Annotated in this window: 12 protein-coding genes; 6 read left to right on the top strand and 6 right to left on the bottom strand. The window is 66.2% G+C overall.

Going from position 1 to position 14,624, the window contains the following annotated elements; genetic code table 11:
• Window positions 1–309: 309 nt before the first annotated feature.
• The gene (locus tag HNP46_RS07305) at window positions 310–1,512 is read right to left on the bottom strand and encodes a sugar transporter (protein WP_184587289.1); all 1,203 of its coding nucleotides are present in this window, start codon (window positions 1,510–1,512) and stop codon (window positions 310–312) included.
• A 160-nt stretch (window positions 1,513–1,672) separates the two neighbouring features.
• Entirely contained in the window at window positions 1,673–2,587 is a 915-nt protein-coding gene (locus HNP46_RS07310) for a LysR substrate-binding domain-containing protein (protein ID WP_184587291.1), read from the bottom strand.
• Between the two features lie 139 nt (window positions 2,588–2,726).
• Here HNP46_RS07310 and HNP46_RS07315 point away from each other — a divergent pair, with 139 nt between their 5' ends.
• Genes HNP46_RS07315 through HNP46_RS07325 form a run of 3 tightly spaced genes read left to right on the top strand, consistent with a single transcriptional unit; the run spans window position 2,727 to window position 3,935 of the window.
• The gene (locus HNP46_RS07315) at window positions 2,727–3,365 is read left to right on the top strand and encodes an FMN-dependent NADH-azoreductase (protein WP_184587292.1); all 639 of its coding nucleotides are present in this window, start codon (window positions 2,727–2,729) and stop codon (window positions 3,363–3,365) included.
• Window positions 3,365–3,673, top strand: coding sequence for a DMT family transporter (locus tag HNP46_RS07320; protein ID WP_184587294.1), 309 nt, complete (start codon window positions 3,365–3,367; stop codon window positions 3,671–3,673). The genes HNP46_RS07315 and HNP46_RS07320 overlap by 1 nt, the downstream gene beginning before the upstream one ends.
• Before the next feature lie 40 nt (window positions 3,674–3,713).
• The gene (locus HNP46_RS07325) at window positions 3,714–3,935 is read left to right on the top strand and encodes a VF530 family DNA-binding protein (protein WP_184587296.1); all 222 of its coding nucleotides are present in this window, start codon (window positions 3,714–3,716) and stop codon (window positions 3,933–3,935) included.
• A gap of 615 nt (window positions 3,936–4,550) precedes the next feature.
• On the opposite strand, the gene HNP46_RS07330 is transcribed toward HNP46_RS07325, so the two are convergent.
• Window positions 4,551–7,667 carry a transglycosylase domain-containing protein gene (locus HNP46_RS07330; RefSeq protein WP_184587298.1) on the bottom strand — a complete coding sequence of 1,039 codons (3,117 nt, stop codon included), beginning with the start codon at window positions 7,665–7,667 and terminating at the stop codon, window positions 4,551–4,553.
• 231 nt (window positions 7,668–7,898) lie between these two features.
• Between HNP46_RS07330 and HNP46_RS07335 the strand changes: the two genes are divergently transcribed.
• From HNP46_RS07335 to HNP46_RS07345, 3 genes are all read left to right on the top strand, one after another.
• Window positions 7,899–8,144: a hypothetical protein gene (locus HNP46_RS07335; protein WP_184587300.1), complete on the top strand. Its 246-nt coding sequence runs from the start codon at window positions 7,899–7,901 to the stop codon at window positions 8,142–8,144.
• A 250-nt stretch (window positions 8,145–8,394) separates the two neighbouring features.
• Window positions 8,395–9,072 (top strand): class I SAM-dependent methyltransferase, encoded by a 678-nt coding sequence (locus tag HNP46_RS07340; protein ID WP_184587302.1) that lies wholly within the window; start codon window positions 8,395–8,397, stop codon window positions 9,070–9,072.
• A 326-nt stretch (window positions 9,073–9,398) separates the two neighbouring features.
• Window positions 9,399–10,778, top strand: coding sequence for an amino acid permease (locus HNP46_RS07345; protein ID WP_184587304.1), 1,380 nt, complete (start codon window positions 9,399–9,401; stop codon window positions 10,776–10,778).
• 61 nt (window positions 10,779–10,839) lie between these two features.
• Here HNP46_RS07345 and HNP46_RS07350 read toward each other — a convergent pair whose 3' ends face one another.
• From HNP46_RS07350 to HNP46_RS07360, 3 genes are all read right to left on the bottom strand, one after another.
• The gene (locus HNP46_RS07350) at window positions 10,840–11,214 is read right to left on the bottom strand and encodes a 5-carboxymethyl-2-hydroxymuconate Delta-isomerase (RefSeq protein WP_184587306.1); all 375 of its coding nucleotides are present in this window, start codon (window positions 11,212–11,214) and stop codon (window positions 10,840–10,842) included.
• A gap of 711 nt (window positions 11,215–11,925) precedes the next feature.
• The gene (locus HNP46_RS07355) at window positions 11,926–13,836 is read right to left on the bottom strand and encodes a M48 family metallopeptidase (protein ID WP_184587308.1); all 1,911 of its coding nucleotides are present in this window, start codon (window positions 13,834–13,836) and stop codon (window positions 11,926–11,928) included.
• 21 nt (window positions 13,837–13,857) lie between these two features.
• A complete protein-coding gene (locus tag HNP46_RS07360; protein ID WP_184587310.1) occupies window positions 13,858–14,454 on the bottom strand; it encodes a LemA family protein in 597 nt (198 codons plus the stop codon).
• Window positions 14,455–14,624 lie beyond the last annotated feature (170 nt).

The following is a 14,624-nucleotide window of genomic DNA, read 5'->3' on the forward strand; positions in this document are numbered from 1 at the left end:
AATGAAGAAGGCCGCGTCCCGAGAGGGGCGCGGCCTTTTTTGTTTGCGATTGGAAAATCGGCGGATGGGATCGGCCGATCGCGGACGGAGTCCGCTCCTACGCTCGGTCAGTCACCCGTAGGAGCAACTGTCTTTCCGGCGAGCTTGTGCCAGTGGCTTCCCTCACCCCAACCCTCTCCCAGAGGGAGAGGGAGCTATTTGTGCCGGCTGACACGATGGTTTCAACCTGCACCGAACGGTCCCCTCTCCCTCTGGGAGAGGGCTAGGGTGAGGGTAGGCCCGGGCGACTGACTTCCTGTAGGAGCGGATTTATCCGCGATGGCTTTGCGCGGGGCCACTCAACGCCGCCGCATACCGCCAGCAGGCGAATCCGCACAGCAGCAGGCCGGCCACCGCCAGCGCGCCGCCGACGTAGCCGATCCACTCCAGGCCCAGGCCCACCGCCACGCGGCTACCCAGCAGCGCGCCGCCGCCGATGCCGACGTTGTACAGACCGGAGAACATCGCCATGGCCACGTCAGTGGCGTCATGGGCCAGTTGCAGCACCTTGGCCTGCAGCGCCAGGCCGAAGCAGAGAATCGCCGCGCCCCAGAACAGGCTGAGCCCCAGCAGTGCGGTGGGCGAATGGGCCAGCGGCATCAGCAGCAGGAGCGAGCCGCCGAGCACGGCGATGGCCATACAGGGGAAGGCGCGGGGGAAGCGCTCGCTGTAGCGGCTGAAGAGGATCGAGCCGAATACCCCGGCGCCGCCGAACAGCAGCAGGAGCAGGGTGGTCTTCTGGCTGTCCAGCGCGGCGACCTCGCGGGCAAACGGCTCGATGTAGCTGTAGGCGGTGAACTGCGCGGTGATCACCAGCACGGTGAGCACGTACATCGATACCAGCGCCGGGCGGCGCAACAGCAGCGGCAGGCTGCGCAGCGAGCCGGAGTTCTGGCTCGGCAGCAGTGGCAGCGCGCGGGCCAGCCAGAGCACCACCATCACCGAGACGCCGGCGATGGTGAGGAAGGTCGTGCGCCAGCCCAGCGCCTCGCCGAGCATGCGCCCCAGTGGGATGCCCAGCACCATCGCCAGGATGGTCCCGGTGGCCAGCAGGCCGAGGGCTTTCGCCTGCTGCCCCGGCGGCGCCACGCGCACCGCGAGCGAGGCAGTGATCGACCAGAACACCGCGTGGGCGAAGGCGATGCCGAAGCGGCTGATCATCAGCACGGTGAAGTTCCAGGCGAAACCGGAGAGCACATGGCTGACGATGAACAGGCAGAAGATCACCACCAGCAGGCGCCGGCGCTCCATGTTGCGGGTCAGCTGCATCAGCGGCAGCGAGGCCAGCGACACGACCCAGGCATAGAGCGTGAGCATCAGCCCGGTCTGTTCCGGGCGCATGTCGAAGCTTGCGCCGATGTCGCTGAGCAGGCCCACCGGGACGAACTCGGTGGTGTTGAAGATGAAGGCGGCGATGGCCAGGGCGATGACGTTGAGCCAACTGCCGGAGCGGGTTTCTTGCACGGTGGTCATGGGAATCCTGAGGTGAAGTGGGGCTCAGGCCGTGCCGTGGAATCACGCATGGAACGTGTCCCTGGCAAAGAAGAATTGTTGTTGCGGCGGTGGGTAATTCTACGCACGCATCTCGCCGCGCGCACGGCAAAGGGACGCCTGCGCGGGCGCAGCGACAGGCTCAGGCGGCGCTGTCGAGCAGCGGGTCGGCGGCCTGCTCCGCTTCCTCGGCCAGCCAGTCGAGGAAGGCGCGCACCGGCGGATGACGCTCGCGGCCCGGCACGCAGAGCGCGGTGTAGCTGGCGCCAGGTACGTTGATATCCGGGCGGTAGGGCACCAGCAGGCCTTTCTCCACGCTCTCGGATACCAGCAGCGAACTGGCCAGGACCAGCCCTTGCCCGGCGATGGCCGCCTGCAGGGCGTAGAACTCCTCGTCGTACTCGCGCTGCACCGCGCCGGCCAGCAGGCACTCCTCGCCGGCCACCTGGCACCAGGCTTTCCAGCCGCGCTCGTAGAGTTCGGAGTTGTGCCAGCGCACGCTGATCATCTCCGGCACTTCCACATCGGCGGTGGCTACCAGCGCCGGTGCGCCGTACACGGCGAAACGTTCCGCCAGCAGGAACTGGCTGTGCATGCGCGGGTAGTCGCCGAAACCGTAGCGAATCGCCAGATCGACGCTGGCGTCCTGCTGCAGGTCGAGCAGTTCGCACTGGCTGTCCAGGCGCAGGCGGATGTGCGGGTGGCGCGCGTAGAAACGGCCCAGGCGCGGCACCAGCCACAGCGCGGCGAAGGCTGGCGTGGTGGAGATCGTCAGGCTGCTGGCGCTGCGCTGCGGGCGCAGGCTGTCCACCGACTGCGACACCTCCAGCAGCGCGCCATGCAGGCTGCGGAACAGCCGCTCGCCGGCTTCGGTCAGGCGCACCTGGCGCGGCAGGCGCTCGAACAGCGGCAGGCCCAGCCATTCCTCCAGCGCACGGACCTGGTGCGACACCGCCGTGGGCGTCACCGCCAGCTCCTGGGCAGCGGCCTTGAAGCTCAGCTGGCGCGCCGCGGATTCGAAGGTGCGCAGGGCGGGAAGCGGCAGGTTGGCGAACATGACGTGCTCCATGGGTGAGCTGAATTCATCTGGAGGGAAATCCCCTCAGTTGTCCGGTCAGTGCGCTGCCAATAGCTTAGGCGGTAACAGGAGGCCATTCAGGACCTTCGCAGTGTACACCTTGAACAAGGAAAGACAGATGAGCAGGATTCTTGCTATTCACGCCAGCCCCCGTGCCGACCGTTCGCATTCCCGTCGCCTGGCCGAGGGGTTTCTCGCCGCTCTGCCACAGGCCGGGATCACTCGCCGCGAAGTGGGTCGCGCCGACCTGCCCCACGTCAGCGAAGGCTTCATCGCCGCCGCCTTCCACCCGCAGCGTGAACATCGTCCCGCCGAGCTGCAGGCCGAGCTGAAGCTGAGCGAGGAATTGGTGGATGAGCTGCTCGCCCATGAACTGCTGGTGATCTCCACACCCATGTACAACTTCAGCGTGCCCAGCGGGTTGAAGGCCTGGGTCGACCAGATCGTCCGCATCGGCCGCACCTTCGATCTGCACCTGAAGGACGGCGAGGCGGAGTACGAGCCGTTGCTCAAGGGCCGCAAGGCATTGATCGTCACCAGCCGCGGCGGTGCCGGCATGGGGCCGGGCGGCGAGCTGGAGTGGATGAACCACGCCGACGCCTGGTTGCGCGTAGCGCTGGGTTTCCTTGGTATCGAGGACGTACAGGTGATCGCCGCCGAGGGTGAGGAGGGCAATCCCGACGCCTTCCGCACTTCCTATCAACAGGCTGAAAAAACCCTGGCCGACCTCGCCGAAAGCGAGTGGGTGCGTGCGTGATGGCCTGGGCGATGCTGATGGTGGCGGCGGTGTTCGAGGTGATGTTCGCGGTGTCGATGAAGTACGCCGAGGGTTTCACCCGGCCATTGCCGACGGTGGTGACGGTTGTCGCGGTGATCGGCGGGATCTTCTTCCTCACCCTGGCCATGCGCCAGTTGCCGGTGAGCATCGCCTACCCGATCTGGACCGCCATCGGCACGCTGGGCACGGTGTTCTTCGGCTTCCTGCTGCTGGGCGAGGCGCTGACGCTGACCAAGCTGGCCTCGGTCGCCCTGATCATCGCCGGCGTGGCTGGGCTCAAGGCCTGATGGTAAGGTGCCGCGCATTCCCCGCACGACGGCACCAAAGATGAACGACAAACCGAAGAACCCGCTGCATGGCGTGACCCTGGAAGCCATCCTTACCCAGCTGGTCGCCCAGTACGGCTGGGACGGCCTGGCCAAGCGCATCGACGTGCGCTGCTTCAAGAACGACCCGAGCATCAAGTCCAGCCTGACCTTCCTGCGCCGCACACCCTGGGCGCGGGAGCAGGTCGAGGCGTTGTATGTGAAGTCTGTCCAGGGCAAGTGAGGTTGGGATTCTGGTAGGAGCGAGCTGGCTCGCGAACCGCTTGATGCCTGGGGTGTTGGTAGGTTCGCGAGCAAGCTCGCTCCTACAGCACCCTGATGGCGTTGGTGCGGGATGGCTAGCCCGTAGGAGCGGACTTCGTCCGCGATAGGTTCGCAGCGCGCCGGAAGCCATCGCGGACGGAGTCCGCTCCTACGGTTCAAGGGATGTATCAGCGCCTGGGCTTCCCCCTCACCCCAGCCCTCTCCCCCGAGGAGAGGGGCGTTCGACACGGCGGCTATGAAAGAAGTCAGCCGTCGAGCGCAGAGCTCGCTCCTGCAAACCCTTGGAGGTGTTGGTGCTGGATGGCTAGCCCGTAGGAGCGGACTCTGTCCGCGATAGGTTCGCAGCGCGCCGATGATCATCGCGGACGAAGTCCGCTCCTACGGTTCAAGGGATGTATCGGCGCCTGGGCTTTCCCCTCACCCCAGCCCTCTCCCCGGGGAGAGGGAGCGGTTCGGTACGTTGGATACGAACCGAGTCAGCCGGCTAGCGCAGTAATGACAGCGCGCGCGGGACAGTCCCCTCTCCCTCCGGGAGAGGGCTAGGGTGAGGGGGCGAAGCCATTCGCCGTGGCGCTCAACGCCAACTCACCCGCAGATTATCCAGCCGCTCCTGGCAGCCGGTGCTGATCCCCGGTTCCAGGTAGCTCGACAGCATCGGCGCCATGCCCTTGAGCACCTGCACCGGCAGCGCCGAGGTGAACTTGAAGCCGTCCGACTCGCTGCCGGCCACGTAGGCGGTGAGCGTGCCGAAGTGGCGCGGGCCGATGTAGAAGACGAAGGTCGCGGTACGGTTCATCGCCTTGGAACTCTTCACCCAGCCGCTGCGCGTCACGCTCTCGATGCGGTTGTCGCCGGTGCCGGTCTTGCCGCCCATCACCAGCGCGCTGCCATCGGCGGTCTTGAAGGTGCCGGAGAGGCGCCGCGCGGTGCCGGCGTCCACCACCTGGGACAAGGCCGTGCGCAGCGCCTGGGCGACTTCCGAACGCATCACCTGGCGGCCCATCCCCGATTCCGGACCCAGCGTCACTTCATAGGGCGTGGCGGCGGCAAAGTGCAGGCTGTCGATGCGCAGGGTCGGCATGCGCACGCCGTCGTTGAGGATGATGCCCATCAGCTCCGCCAGCGCTGCCGGGCGGTCGCCCGAACTGCCCAGCGCGGTGGCCAGCGATGGCACCAGGTGATCGAACGGATAGCCCAGGCGCTTCCATTGCTCGTGCAGGTCGAGGAAGGCCTCCACCTCCAGCATGATGCGGATGCGCTTGTCGCGGGCGTACTTGTGCCGCGACTTGAACAGCCAGCCATAGACTTCCTTGCGCTCGGCGCCACTGGCGGCCACGGCGTCGGCGAAGGTCGCCGTCGGCTGGCGCTGCAGGTAGCCCAGCAGCCAGAGTTCCAGCGGGTGCACGCGGGCGACGTAGCCCTGGTCGTTGAGGTTGAAGGCGCCCGGACCGTAACGGGTGTAGAGGTCTTCGATGCGCTTGTCGGTGAGCTTGTCGCCGGCATAGTGGCCCTGCTTCAGGCGGTCCTGGAGGAACGCGGCGAAGGTCGGGACGTCCGCCTGCGGCTGCAGGTAGCGGTGGATCGCCGCCAGCCGCACCGGCCAGGCGCGCAGGCCGTCGAGGAAGGTGCTCAGGCGTTCGTCGTTGTCCTTGCCCTTGTACTTCTGCCAGAAGCGCAGCAGGTAGACCTGGCTTTCCTTGTCGACGAAGCGGTCGAGGTAGTCCTGCCGGCGTGGGTCCTTGTCGTCGGCCAGCACCGCGACCTTGCTGCCTTCGTTGGCGTAGATGTCGTGGCGCACCAGGTCGCGCAGCAGGCGCACGAAGGGCAGGTTGATCGACTCACGCAGGGCGTCCTGCAGGGTCGGGATGCGCCCATTGTCCTCCCTGCGGAAGTTGCTGAAGGTGTGCACGCCGCCACCGGTGAAGAAGCTTTCATAGGGGCTGGCGGAGTACTTGCGTTGCAGGGCGGCGGCAAGCATGTCCGGCAGGTCGCGGTCCTTGGCGGCGATCAGGTAGTCGATGGACCAGCGGCTGAGGATGTCCAGCGGCTCGATCTCGACCTTCTTCAGCTCGGCCACGCTCATCGGCGCGTACTGCTGGTGCAGGTCGGCGATGGTTTCCAGGTAGGTGGAAAGCACGCGCAGCTTGGCGGTGGAGCCCAGCTCCAGCTTGCTGCCTTCGTTGATGTCGAAGGGCTGCTCGGTGCTGTCGGTCTGCACGCGTACGCGGTTGCCACTGGGGGTGCGCTCGAACAGGGTGAAGCTGTAGCGCACGTCCCTGGTCTTGTCCTTGGCCAGCAGGTGCTCGCCGAACAAGCCGATCTGCTCGGCGAAGGCCGGGTCGGCTAACTGCCGCAGGTAACCGGTGACCTGCTCCTGCAGCTCATGCTGCAGGGTGGTGGTGAAGCTCATGTCGAAGCGGTCGAGGTCGTACAGCGGTACGTCGAGCATCCCGGCGAGCCGCGTGCGCGCCAGGCCAATGCCCTTGTTGTTCTCCAGCGGGGTGAAGCTGGGTTCGCTGCGCGGATCGCGGAATGCCAGTTTCTGCTGGAGCGCGGCGTCGCGCAGTTCCGGGGCGATCACGTTGTTCTGCGCCAGCAGGCGCAGGTAGCTGTCGGTGAGTACGGCCAACTGGTCGCGGCCGCGCGCCAGGTACCAGGACGGCCGGCGGTGGGCGATCATCAGCGAGACCACCTGGCGCAGCGCCTTGCCCTGGGCGGCGAGTTCCGCGCCGGAGGCGGGCGGCGCGTTGAGCAGCTTGTTGACCTGCTGGTAGTCGGCGCCGTACCAGATCCACAGGCCGTCCGGCAGGCCGCTGACTTCGCCGTAGCCCGGCTGCGCCGAGAGCGGCACGGAGTTCAGGTAGGTGAGGGCGACATTGCGCCGCGCGGCCATGTTCTCTGCGCCGTTCTGGTAGGTGCGCACGCTGGCCGAAGCCATCTGCCGCAGCTTGTCGGTGATGGAGTTGGTGCGGCCATCCTCGGAGTGGCGGTACTTCTCGATCTGCGTGGCCAGGGTGCTGCCGCCGGGCGCGTGGTTGCCCAGCCCCACCAGTTTGCCGACCTGCGCCACCGAGGCCTGGGTGAAGCGGCTCCAGTCGATGGCCGGGTTCAGGTAGGGGCGCTCGGGGTCGAGCAGGTCGCGGTTCTCGATGTACAGCAGGCTGTTGACGATGGTCGGCGAAACGCTCTCGAAGTTGGCGTAGAGCCGCTGTGGGTAACGGAAGTTGTAGATCGGCAGGCCACGGCAGTCGGCGATGTCGACGCCGGCCTGGGCCTTCTCCGGGTAGGGCGGGAACATGCCGTGACCGGTGTACTGCATCAGCGGATCGGAGAAGCGCGCCTGGCTCAGGGTGACGAAGTTGCGTTCGTGCAGGCGGCCGAGGAAGCTCGGCAATTGCTGGTAGCCCAGGCGCCGGTCGAAGGGGCCGCCCTGCGGGTAGACCACGCTATCGGTGCCGCCCTGTTCCAGGCTCCAGGTCAGCCCCGTGGCGTAGCGCGCCAGTTCGCGCGCCTGCAGTTTGGAGGTGTGCGCCTCGTAGAGCAGCGCCGCGCCCATCGCCGCTAATAACGGCAGAAGGAAAAGGAACAGGATCAGGAAGCGATGGTGATGGACTTTCTGCGGGGAAATACCGGGCTTCGAGCGACCCGGATGAGCTGCTGAGTTCGTCCCGGAATGCTTCGATCTGCCCATCTTCACGCCCCGCCCATGCTTGTACGACAGCCCAGGAAAGCGGACTCCGCCCACGTGATGGCCGACGCCCCTCCCGGCGTCGCGAAAGCCCGAAACCTGCGGCCTTCCTAAGTTCCAGCGTAGTCGGCGGCGAAAATTCTGCGCGCCGTCTGGCAGCGTTCCTGGCCGCGTGGATTGATTTGCCGACGGCCAGCAGGTGGAATGTGATTATTTGGACAGGAACCTTCCGACATGCGTTCGCATTTTCTGCCCCTGGTCGCCGTCCTGCTGGCCCCGATGGGCGCCACGGCGGCGCCCATGCCTTTCTACAAGTGGCAGAGCAAAGTCGATGGTGCCTTCACCTGCCAGCAGACCTCTCCGGGTCATGGCTGGACGAAGATCGGCGGACCGTTCCGCGATGCCGGCTGCCGCGAGGCGCTGCCGCAGACCCCGCCGCCCAAGGGGTTGGCGGTGCCCAAGGTGTTGAAGGGACAGTAGGTCCGGCGTTCTGAAGAAACTGTTTTACCGGAACGATGTGTGCAGCGTGTTTACCCTCACCCCAGCCCTGGCTGCGCGCCCCGCTCCTGAGGGAGAGGGGGTAGATAGTGCCGGCCGACGCTATGGTTTCATCCTGCACCGAACGGTCCCCTCTCCCTCCGGGAGAGGGTGAGGGCAGGCCCGGGCGCCGGACTATCACTGTAGGAGCGGATTCATCCGCGATCGCTTCACCCCAGGCACGGAGCAAACCATGACCGACCGCGTCGCCGAGATACTCCACAGCTGGCAAGCCAACGCCGAGGCCTGGACCCGCGCCGTGCGCGAGCAGCGCATCGAAAGCCGGCGGCTGGTGACCGACGCGGCAATCCTCAACGCCATTGCCGACGGCCCGGCGCAACGCGTGCTGGATATCGGCTGCGGCGAAGGCTGGCTGTGCCGGGCGCTGTCGGAGCGGGGCAGCGAGTGCGTCGGGGTCGACGCTTCCGCGCCGCTGATCGATATCGCACAGGCAGCTGGCGGCGGGCGCTTCGAGGTAATGGATTACCCCGCGCTGATCGAGTCGGGCGACAGCCTGGGCCGGTTCGATACGCTGGTGTGCAACTTCGCCCTGCTCGACGACTACATCGCGCCGCTGCTCGGTGCCCTGCGCGGGCGACTCAATTCCGGCGGACGGCTGCTGATCCAGACCGTGCATCCCTGGACCGCCTGCGGCGACGAGCCCTATGCGGACGGCTGGCGCCTGGAAACCTTTGCCAGCTTCGGTGGCGAGTTCAGCATGCCGATGCCCTGGTTCTTCCGCACCCTGGAGTCCTGGCTGGCGCTGCTCGCGGCCAGCGGCTGGCGTGTGCGGCAGCTGCGCGAACCGCGCCACCCGGATACCGGCAAGCCCTGTTCGCTGCTGCTGGAGTTGTTGCCGCTGACAGGGTGAGACCGCTCTAGGTCGGCCATTCGCGACTCGGAGGATGTGGCGAAAAGCCGCTATCCCTTTGGTCACATTGCACCTTGGTGGTGCAGACGTTTCCCACACACTTGTGTAACACTCGCCCGCGACCTCAGCCGTGGTCCTCCCGCAATGCCCACGTCCGCTTCACAAGAGCGGGCAGCCTCTTCCGGTGTGCCGTCCTGGAACTGCCAGACACTTCCCCCTCCGTGCCGCCCGGCGCGGTGGCGAAGCCTTTGCGCTGGTTCCGCACCCTGACTGCACTCAGAGTCCGCAGCTGATTACTCCCAAGAACAAAATGAGGTTGCATCACCATGTCGTCCCACGATCTCCAAAGGGATCTCAACGAGCGGCACATCCGTCTCATGGCCCTGGGCGCCTGCATCGGCGTCGGTCTGTTCCTCGGCTCCGCCAAGGCCATCCAGATGGCCGGCCCGGCCATCATGCTGTCCTACATCATCGGCGGTCTCGCCATCCTGGTGATCATGCGCGCCCTCGGCGAGATGGCCGTGCACAATCCCGTGGCCGGCTCCTTCGCCCGCTACGCCCAGGACTACCTCGGCCCGCTGGCCGGCTACCTGACCGGCTGGAACTACTGGTTCCTCTGGCTGGTGACCTGCGTCGCGGAAATCACTGCGGTGGCCATCTACATGGGCATCTGGTTCCCCGACGTGCCGCGCTGGATCTGGGCGCTGGCCGCACTGGCGAGCATGGGCACCATCAACCTCATCGCCGTGCGCGCCTTCGGCGAATTCGAGTTCTGGTTCGCGCTGATCAAGATCGTCACCATCGTCGCCATGATCCTGGCCGGCGCCGGCATGATCTTCTTCGGCCTGGGCAACGGCGGCATCGCGACCGGCATCTCCAACCTCTGGAGCAACGGCGGCTTCATGCCCCATGGCATCACCGGCGTGCTGATGTCGCTGCAGATGGTGATGTTCGCCTACCTGGGCGTGGAGATGATCGGTCTCACCGCCGGCGAGGCGAAGAACCCGCAGAAGACCATCCCCGGTGCGATCAACTCGGTGTTCTGGCGCATCCTGCTGTTCTATGTGGGCGCGCTGTTCGTGATCATGTCGATCTACCCGTGGAACGAGATCGGCACCCAGGGCAGCCCCTTCGTGATGACCTTCGAACGCATGGGCATCAAGACCGCCGCCGGCATCATCAACTTCGTGGTGATCACCGCCGCGCTGTCGTCCTGCAACGGCGGCATCTTCAGCACCGGCCGCATGCTCTACAGCCTCGCCCAGCATGGCCAGGCCCCGGCCGTGTTCGCCAGGACCTCCAAGGGCGGCGTGCCGCGCAATGCGCTGCTGCTGTCGATCTTCGCGCTGCTGCTGGGCGTGCTGCTGAACTACCTGGTGCCCGAGAAGGTGTTCACCTGGGTGACTTCCATCGCCACCTTCGGCGCGATCTGGACCTGGGCGATGATCCTGCTGGCGCAGCTGAAGTTCCGCCGCGGCCTCTCCGCCGCCGAGGCCGGCAAGCTGCAGTTCAGGATGTGGCTGTACCCGATCAGCTCCTACCTGGCCATGGCCTTCCTGATGCTGGTGGTGGTGCTGATGGCCTTCTTCGAGGATACCCGCATCGCGCTGTACATCGGCCCGGCCTTCCTGGTGCTGCTGACGGTGCTGTACTACACGCTGAATCTGGCTCCCAAGGAGCAGGGCAGTGTTGCCAGCCGTGCCTGATGTGCGGTTGAGCGAGTGAACAAAGGGCCTCTTCGGAGGCCCTTTTTCTTTTTGCGCCGGATCAGCCGGCGGGCAGGCTGCCGGCCATGCGGGTCAGGCGGCGGTCGAGTTCGGTGATTTCCAGTTGCAGGCCGAGCGGGCGCCGGTCGATGAGCGCCGCGAGGGTTTCTTCGGCAGCGGCGAACAGCGTGTCGACGATACGCTGGCGTAGTTCTTCTGGACGGCCGGGGGCAATGCGGATCTGGATATTGATGAAGGCTTCGTTGTGCGTGTTGGCGCCGACCTGGTAGTCCTCGATGGCGCGGGCGAAGGTGCGCAGGCCGTTCAACGGGAATACGCCAAGGCTCTGCGCGGTTTCGTGGAGCTTCTGTGCAAGGTTCAGCGGTGCGAGGTCGTCGATGAGGTTGGCGGTGTAGTCGATGGCTATATGGGGCATGGGGGCAGTCCGGCATCAGGGATGCCAGCCATCCTAGGGCGATGGACTTGCTGGGGATATGCGGGTGACTACGTATTTGATGGGGTCGGCCCTTGATCCGCCGGAAGGACCGGCAGCCGCCCTTGGCCGTGCTGCGTTGGCTTGGGTGTTTTTGCGCCGCTTCGGCGTGCGCGCGGACTCTGTGGTTTCGCCCCCTCGGGCGACCTATTTTGGCAAACGACGGATGGCCGCCCCACCCAAAGTAGGCAAAGGTCTTGCCCCGGACATCCGGTTTTTCGCTTAGGCGAAAAATTCCCTCGTTGAAGCGCAGTTTCAGGGGCCCGAACTAGGCGTCCCCCCACGAAGGGCCATCCCTGGCCCATCGCGGCTCTCGCGACATCCATGTCGCTCAACCCCTGAAACTGCGCTTCAACGAGGCCTCCTGAACGGGGCATTCGGCGTGCTCGGAGGTTTCTCTGGAAGTCTTCAGATCCAAAGCCAAAGCCGGATCGGTTGGGCTCTTCGTAGGAGCGAGCTTGCTCGCGAACCGCATGGCACGGTATTTCCCCGTAGGAGCGGACCTTGTCCGCGAAATCCATTGCGGACGACTCCATGGCGAGACGGGAGCGCCGATGCCATGCGCCTGCGTAGGAGCGGGCTCCGTCCGCAATTGGCACGGAGCCGCAAGGTTCGCGAGCAAGCTCGCTCCTACAAGTGGCCTGTTGGCCGCAGTCAGGCCGCCAGCAAAGGCGGCATCGGGCAATCGAGGATATCCGCCACTGCGCGCATCAATTCCGCTTCGCCCGCGGTGATACGCCCGTCGTGCTCGATGCAGCGCGCCAGTGCCTTGAGCAGTTGCGGTTTCTGTAGCGGCCGCAGTTGCTCCAGCTTCTTCAGGGCGCCTTCCAGATCGCGTAGGTTGCCTTCGGCCGGCAAGGGGCGAGGCGGGAAGGGCAGGCCGTTCCAGGCATCGGCAAATGCCTGCTGGGTATCGATGTCGCTGGCTTCGCCGACGCGGGCGAGGAAGGCCAGCAAGGTCGCGGACTCCTCGGCAAGTTCTGCCAGCGCCACGTTGCCGATCTTGCCGCTGCCCGGTCGCAGGTTGCGTTCGACGATGCGCAGCAGGGTCCATTCCAGCAGGTTCACCTTGCCGTCGAGCTTGATCAGCAGCGCCATGTTCTCGCGCAGGGCGAGGAAGGCCTTGGCGTCCAGCTGCTTGAGCGCCGGCATGGCCAAATCCAGCAGCGGCAGGCGCTGGCCGGGGTCGAGGCGCAGCAACGATTCTTCCAGCAGGTCCAGTTGCAGCGCGAGGCTCAGGTTCAGGCGCTGCTTGATGGCTTCCAGCTGGCGCGCACGCAGGGCGGGTTCACTGTCCAGCAGCAGGCCGTAGAGCAGCGCCTGTGCGCCTTCGCTGTCGTGGGCGGCGCGTTGCAGGCGTTCGTCCAGGCGCTGCAGGGTGCTGCGGGCCTCCTGCAGGTGAGCGACGGTCGGCGCGCCGACGGCGGCCACCGCCACTTCCACGGCGCTGGGCTGGTAGGGCTGGCCGGTGACGGCGGCGGTCCAGGCTTCCTTGTTCATCAGCGCCACGTCCAGGCGCGGCTCGAATTTCGGATAGCGGCCGTCCCAGCCCGGATCGACGCGGCGGATGCGATCCTTCAGCGGTGGGTGGGTGTCGAACCAGCTGCTGCCCACGCCATCGCCGAAGTACAGGTGGCTGAACTCGGCCGCGCGTGGTGCGCTGAGCAGGGCGCCCAGCGGGTTGCCGCCGATCTTCTTGAGCGCGCCGGCGATGGTCGACGGGTCGCGGGTGAACTGCACCGCCGAGGCGTCTGCCAGGTACTCGCGCTGGCGACTGACCGAGGCCTTGATCAACTGGCCGAAGAAGGTCCCGACATAGCCCAGCACATAGAGCACCACGCCGGCGCCGAGCACCAGCAGCACCACGCTGCCGCCGCCATTCTTGTCGTCACTGCTGCGCCGGCTGCTGATGCGGATGCCGCTGCTGGTCTCGTTCCAGCCGCGCAGCAACATGCCGCCGATCAGCCCGAGCAGCAGCATGCCGTGGAGCAGGGCGGTAAGACGGGTGTTGAGCCGCATGTCGCCGTGGTGGATGTGGCTGAACTCGTGGGCGATCACGCCCTGCAGTTCATTGCGGTCGAGTTGCTCGATGGCGCCACGGGTGATGCCGATCACCGCGTCGCGCGGCGTCAGGCCGGCGGCGAAGGCGTTGATCGAGCCGTCCTCCAGCACGTACACCGGCGGCACCGGCGAGCCGGAGGCCAGGGCCATCTCCTCGACCACGTTGAGCAGGCGGCGCTCGTCGGCGTTGCCGGCACTGAGGTTGAGCAGGCGGCCGCCGAGGCTTTCGGCCACCACCTTGCCGCCAGCGCTCAATTGCACCTGCTTGTACAGGGCGCCGAGCACGACCACGCCGATGATCACCGCGGCGACCGACAGGTACAGCTCCGGATCGGGCAGCGAAGCCCGCGAGGTCAGGTGCAGGGTCGGTTCGCCCAGGTGGCGCCAGAGCCAGCCCAGGGCGAGGCTGGTGATGCCGACCAGGCAGACCACCGCGACAGTCAGCAGCAGGACCAGGCGCCCGGTCTGCTTGCGGGCGCGGTCCTGGTGTTCGAAGAAGTTCATCGCGCGTCCTGCGCCAGAGCGTTAGAAGGCGACTTTCGGCGCGGCCTGGATGTCCTTGCTGTCCTCGAACTGCAGCAGGCTGGCGTCCTTGCTGTGGCCGTAGGTGGCGGCCAGGAAGTTGGCGGGGAACGACTGGCGGTAGGTGTTGTAGTCCATCACCGCGTCGTTGTAGGCCTGGCGGGCGAAGGCCACCTTGTTCTCGGTGCTCGACAGCTCCTCGCTGACTTGCTGCAGGTTCTGCGAGGCCTTGAGGTCCGGGTAGGCTTCCAGGGTCACGTTCAGGCGCCCCATGGCACCGCCCAGGGCATTCTCGGCGGCGGCCAGTTGCGCCATGCGGCCGGCCTCGCCGGGTTGCTCGGAGGCGGCTTTCAGGCCGGCAACTGCCGCATTACGCGCGGCGATCACCGCTTCCAGGGTCTCGCGCTCGTGCTTGAGGTAGGCCTTGGCGGTTTCCACCAGGTTGGGGATCAGGTCGTAGCGGCGCTTGAGCTGCACCTCGATCTGCGCAAAGGCGTTCTGGTAGCGGTTGCGCAGGGCGACCAGGCGGTTGAACACGCTGATCAGCAGGAAGATCACGCCAGCGATGATGGCGAGGGTGATGATCGAGGAGACGCTCATGGGATGTCCTTATCGGCAGGCGAATGTGGGCCGATAATAGCGGAAAGCCAGCGAAACCGATCCCGTCTTTTCCCCAATCTGCAGGACTGTCTGCAACTGCAGGAGCGAGCCTGCTCGCGAACCCGCCCAGCACCCGAGGTAGCAAGCGGTTCGCGAGCAAGCTCGCTCCT

Origin of the sequence: Pseudomonas nitroreducens (genome assembly GCF_014204515.1) — a bacterium.
Lineage (GTDB): Bacteria > Pseudomonadota > Gammaproteobacteria > Pseudomonadales > Pseudomonadaceae > Pseudomonas > Pseudomonas nitritireducens_A.

What these genes read in the sequence shown, in the direction of transcription:
- HNP46_RS07335 (WP_184587300.1), top strand. Translation starts at nt 7,899, where the DNA reads ATGCGTTCGCATTTTCTGCCCCTGGTCGCCGTCCTGCTGGCCCCGATG.
- HNP46_RS07355 (WP_184587308.1), bottom strand. Translation starts at nt 13,836, where the DNA reads ATGAACTTCTTCGAACACCAGGACCGCGCCCGCAAGCAGACCGGGCGC.
- HNP46_RS07340 (WP_184587302.1), top strand. Translation starts at nt 8,395, where the DNA reads ATGACCGACCGCGTCGCCGAGATACTCCACAGCTGGCAAGCCAACGCC.
- HNP46_RS07350 (WP_184587306.1), bottom strand. Translation starts at nt 11,214, where the DNA reads ATGCCCCATATAGCCATCGACTACACCGCCAACCTCATCGACGACCTC.
- HNP46_RS07320 (WP_184587294.1), top strand. Translation starts at nt 3,365, where the DNA reads ATGGCCTGGGCGATGCTGATGGTGGCGGCGGTGTTCGAGGTGATGTTC.
- HNP46_RS07310 (WP_184587291.1), bottom strand. Translation starts at nt 2,587, where the DNA reads ATGTTCGCCAACCTGCCGCTTCCCGCCCTGCGCACCTTCGAATCCGCG.
- HNP46_RS07325 (WP_184587296.1), top strand. Translation starts at nt 3,714, where the DNA reads ATGAACGACAAACCGAAGAACCCGCTGCATGGCGTGACCCTGGAAGCC.
- HNP46_RS07360 (WP_184587310.1), bottom strand. Translation starts at nt 14,454, where the DNA reads ATGAGCGTCTCCTCGATCATCACCCTCGCCATCATCGCTGGCGTGATC.
- HNP46_RS07315 (WP_184587292.1), top strand. Translation starts at nt 2,727, where the DNA reads ATGAGCAGGATTCTTGCTATTCACGCCAGCCCCCGTGCCGACCGTTCG.
- HNP46_RS07305 (WP_184587289.1), bottom strand. Translation starts at nt 1,512, where the DNA reads ATGACCACCGTGCAAGAAACCCGCTCCGGCAGTTGGCTCAACGTCATC.
- HNP46_RS07330 (WP_184587298.1), bottom strand. Translation starts at nt 7,667, where the DNA reads ATGGGCAGATCGAAGCATTCCGGGACGAACTCAGCAGCTCATCCGGGT.
- HNP46_RS07345 (WP_184587304.1), top strand. Translation starts at nt 9,399, where the DNA reads ATGTCGTCCCACGATCTCCAAAGGGATCTCAACGAGCGGCACATCCGT.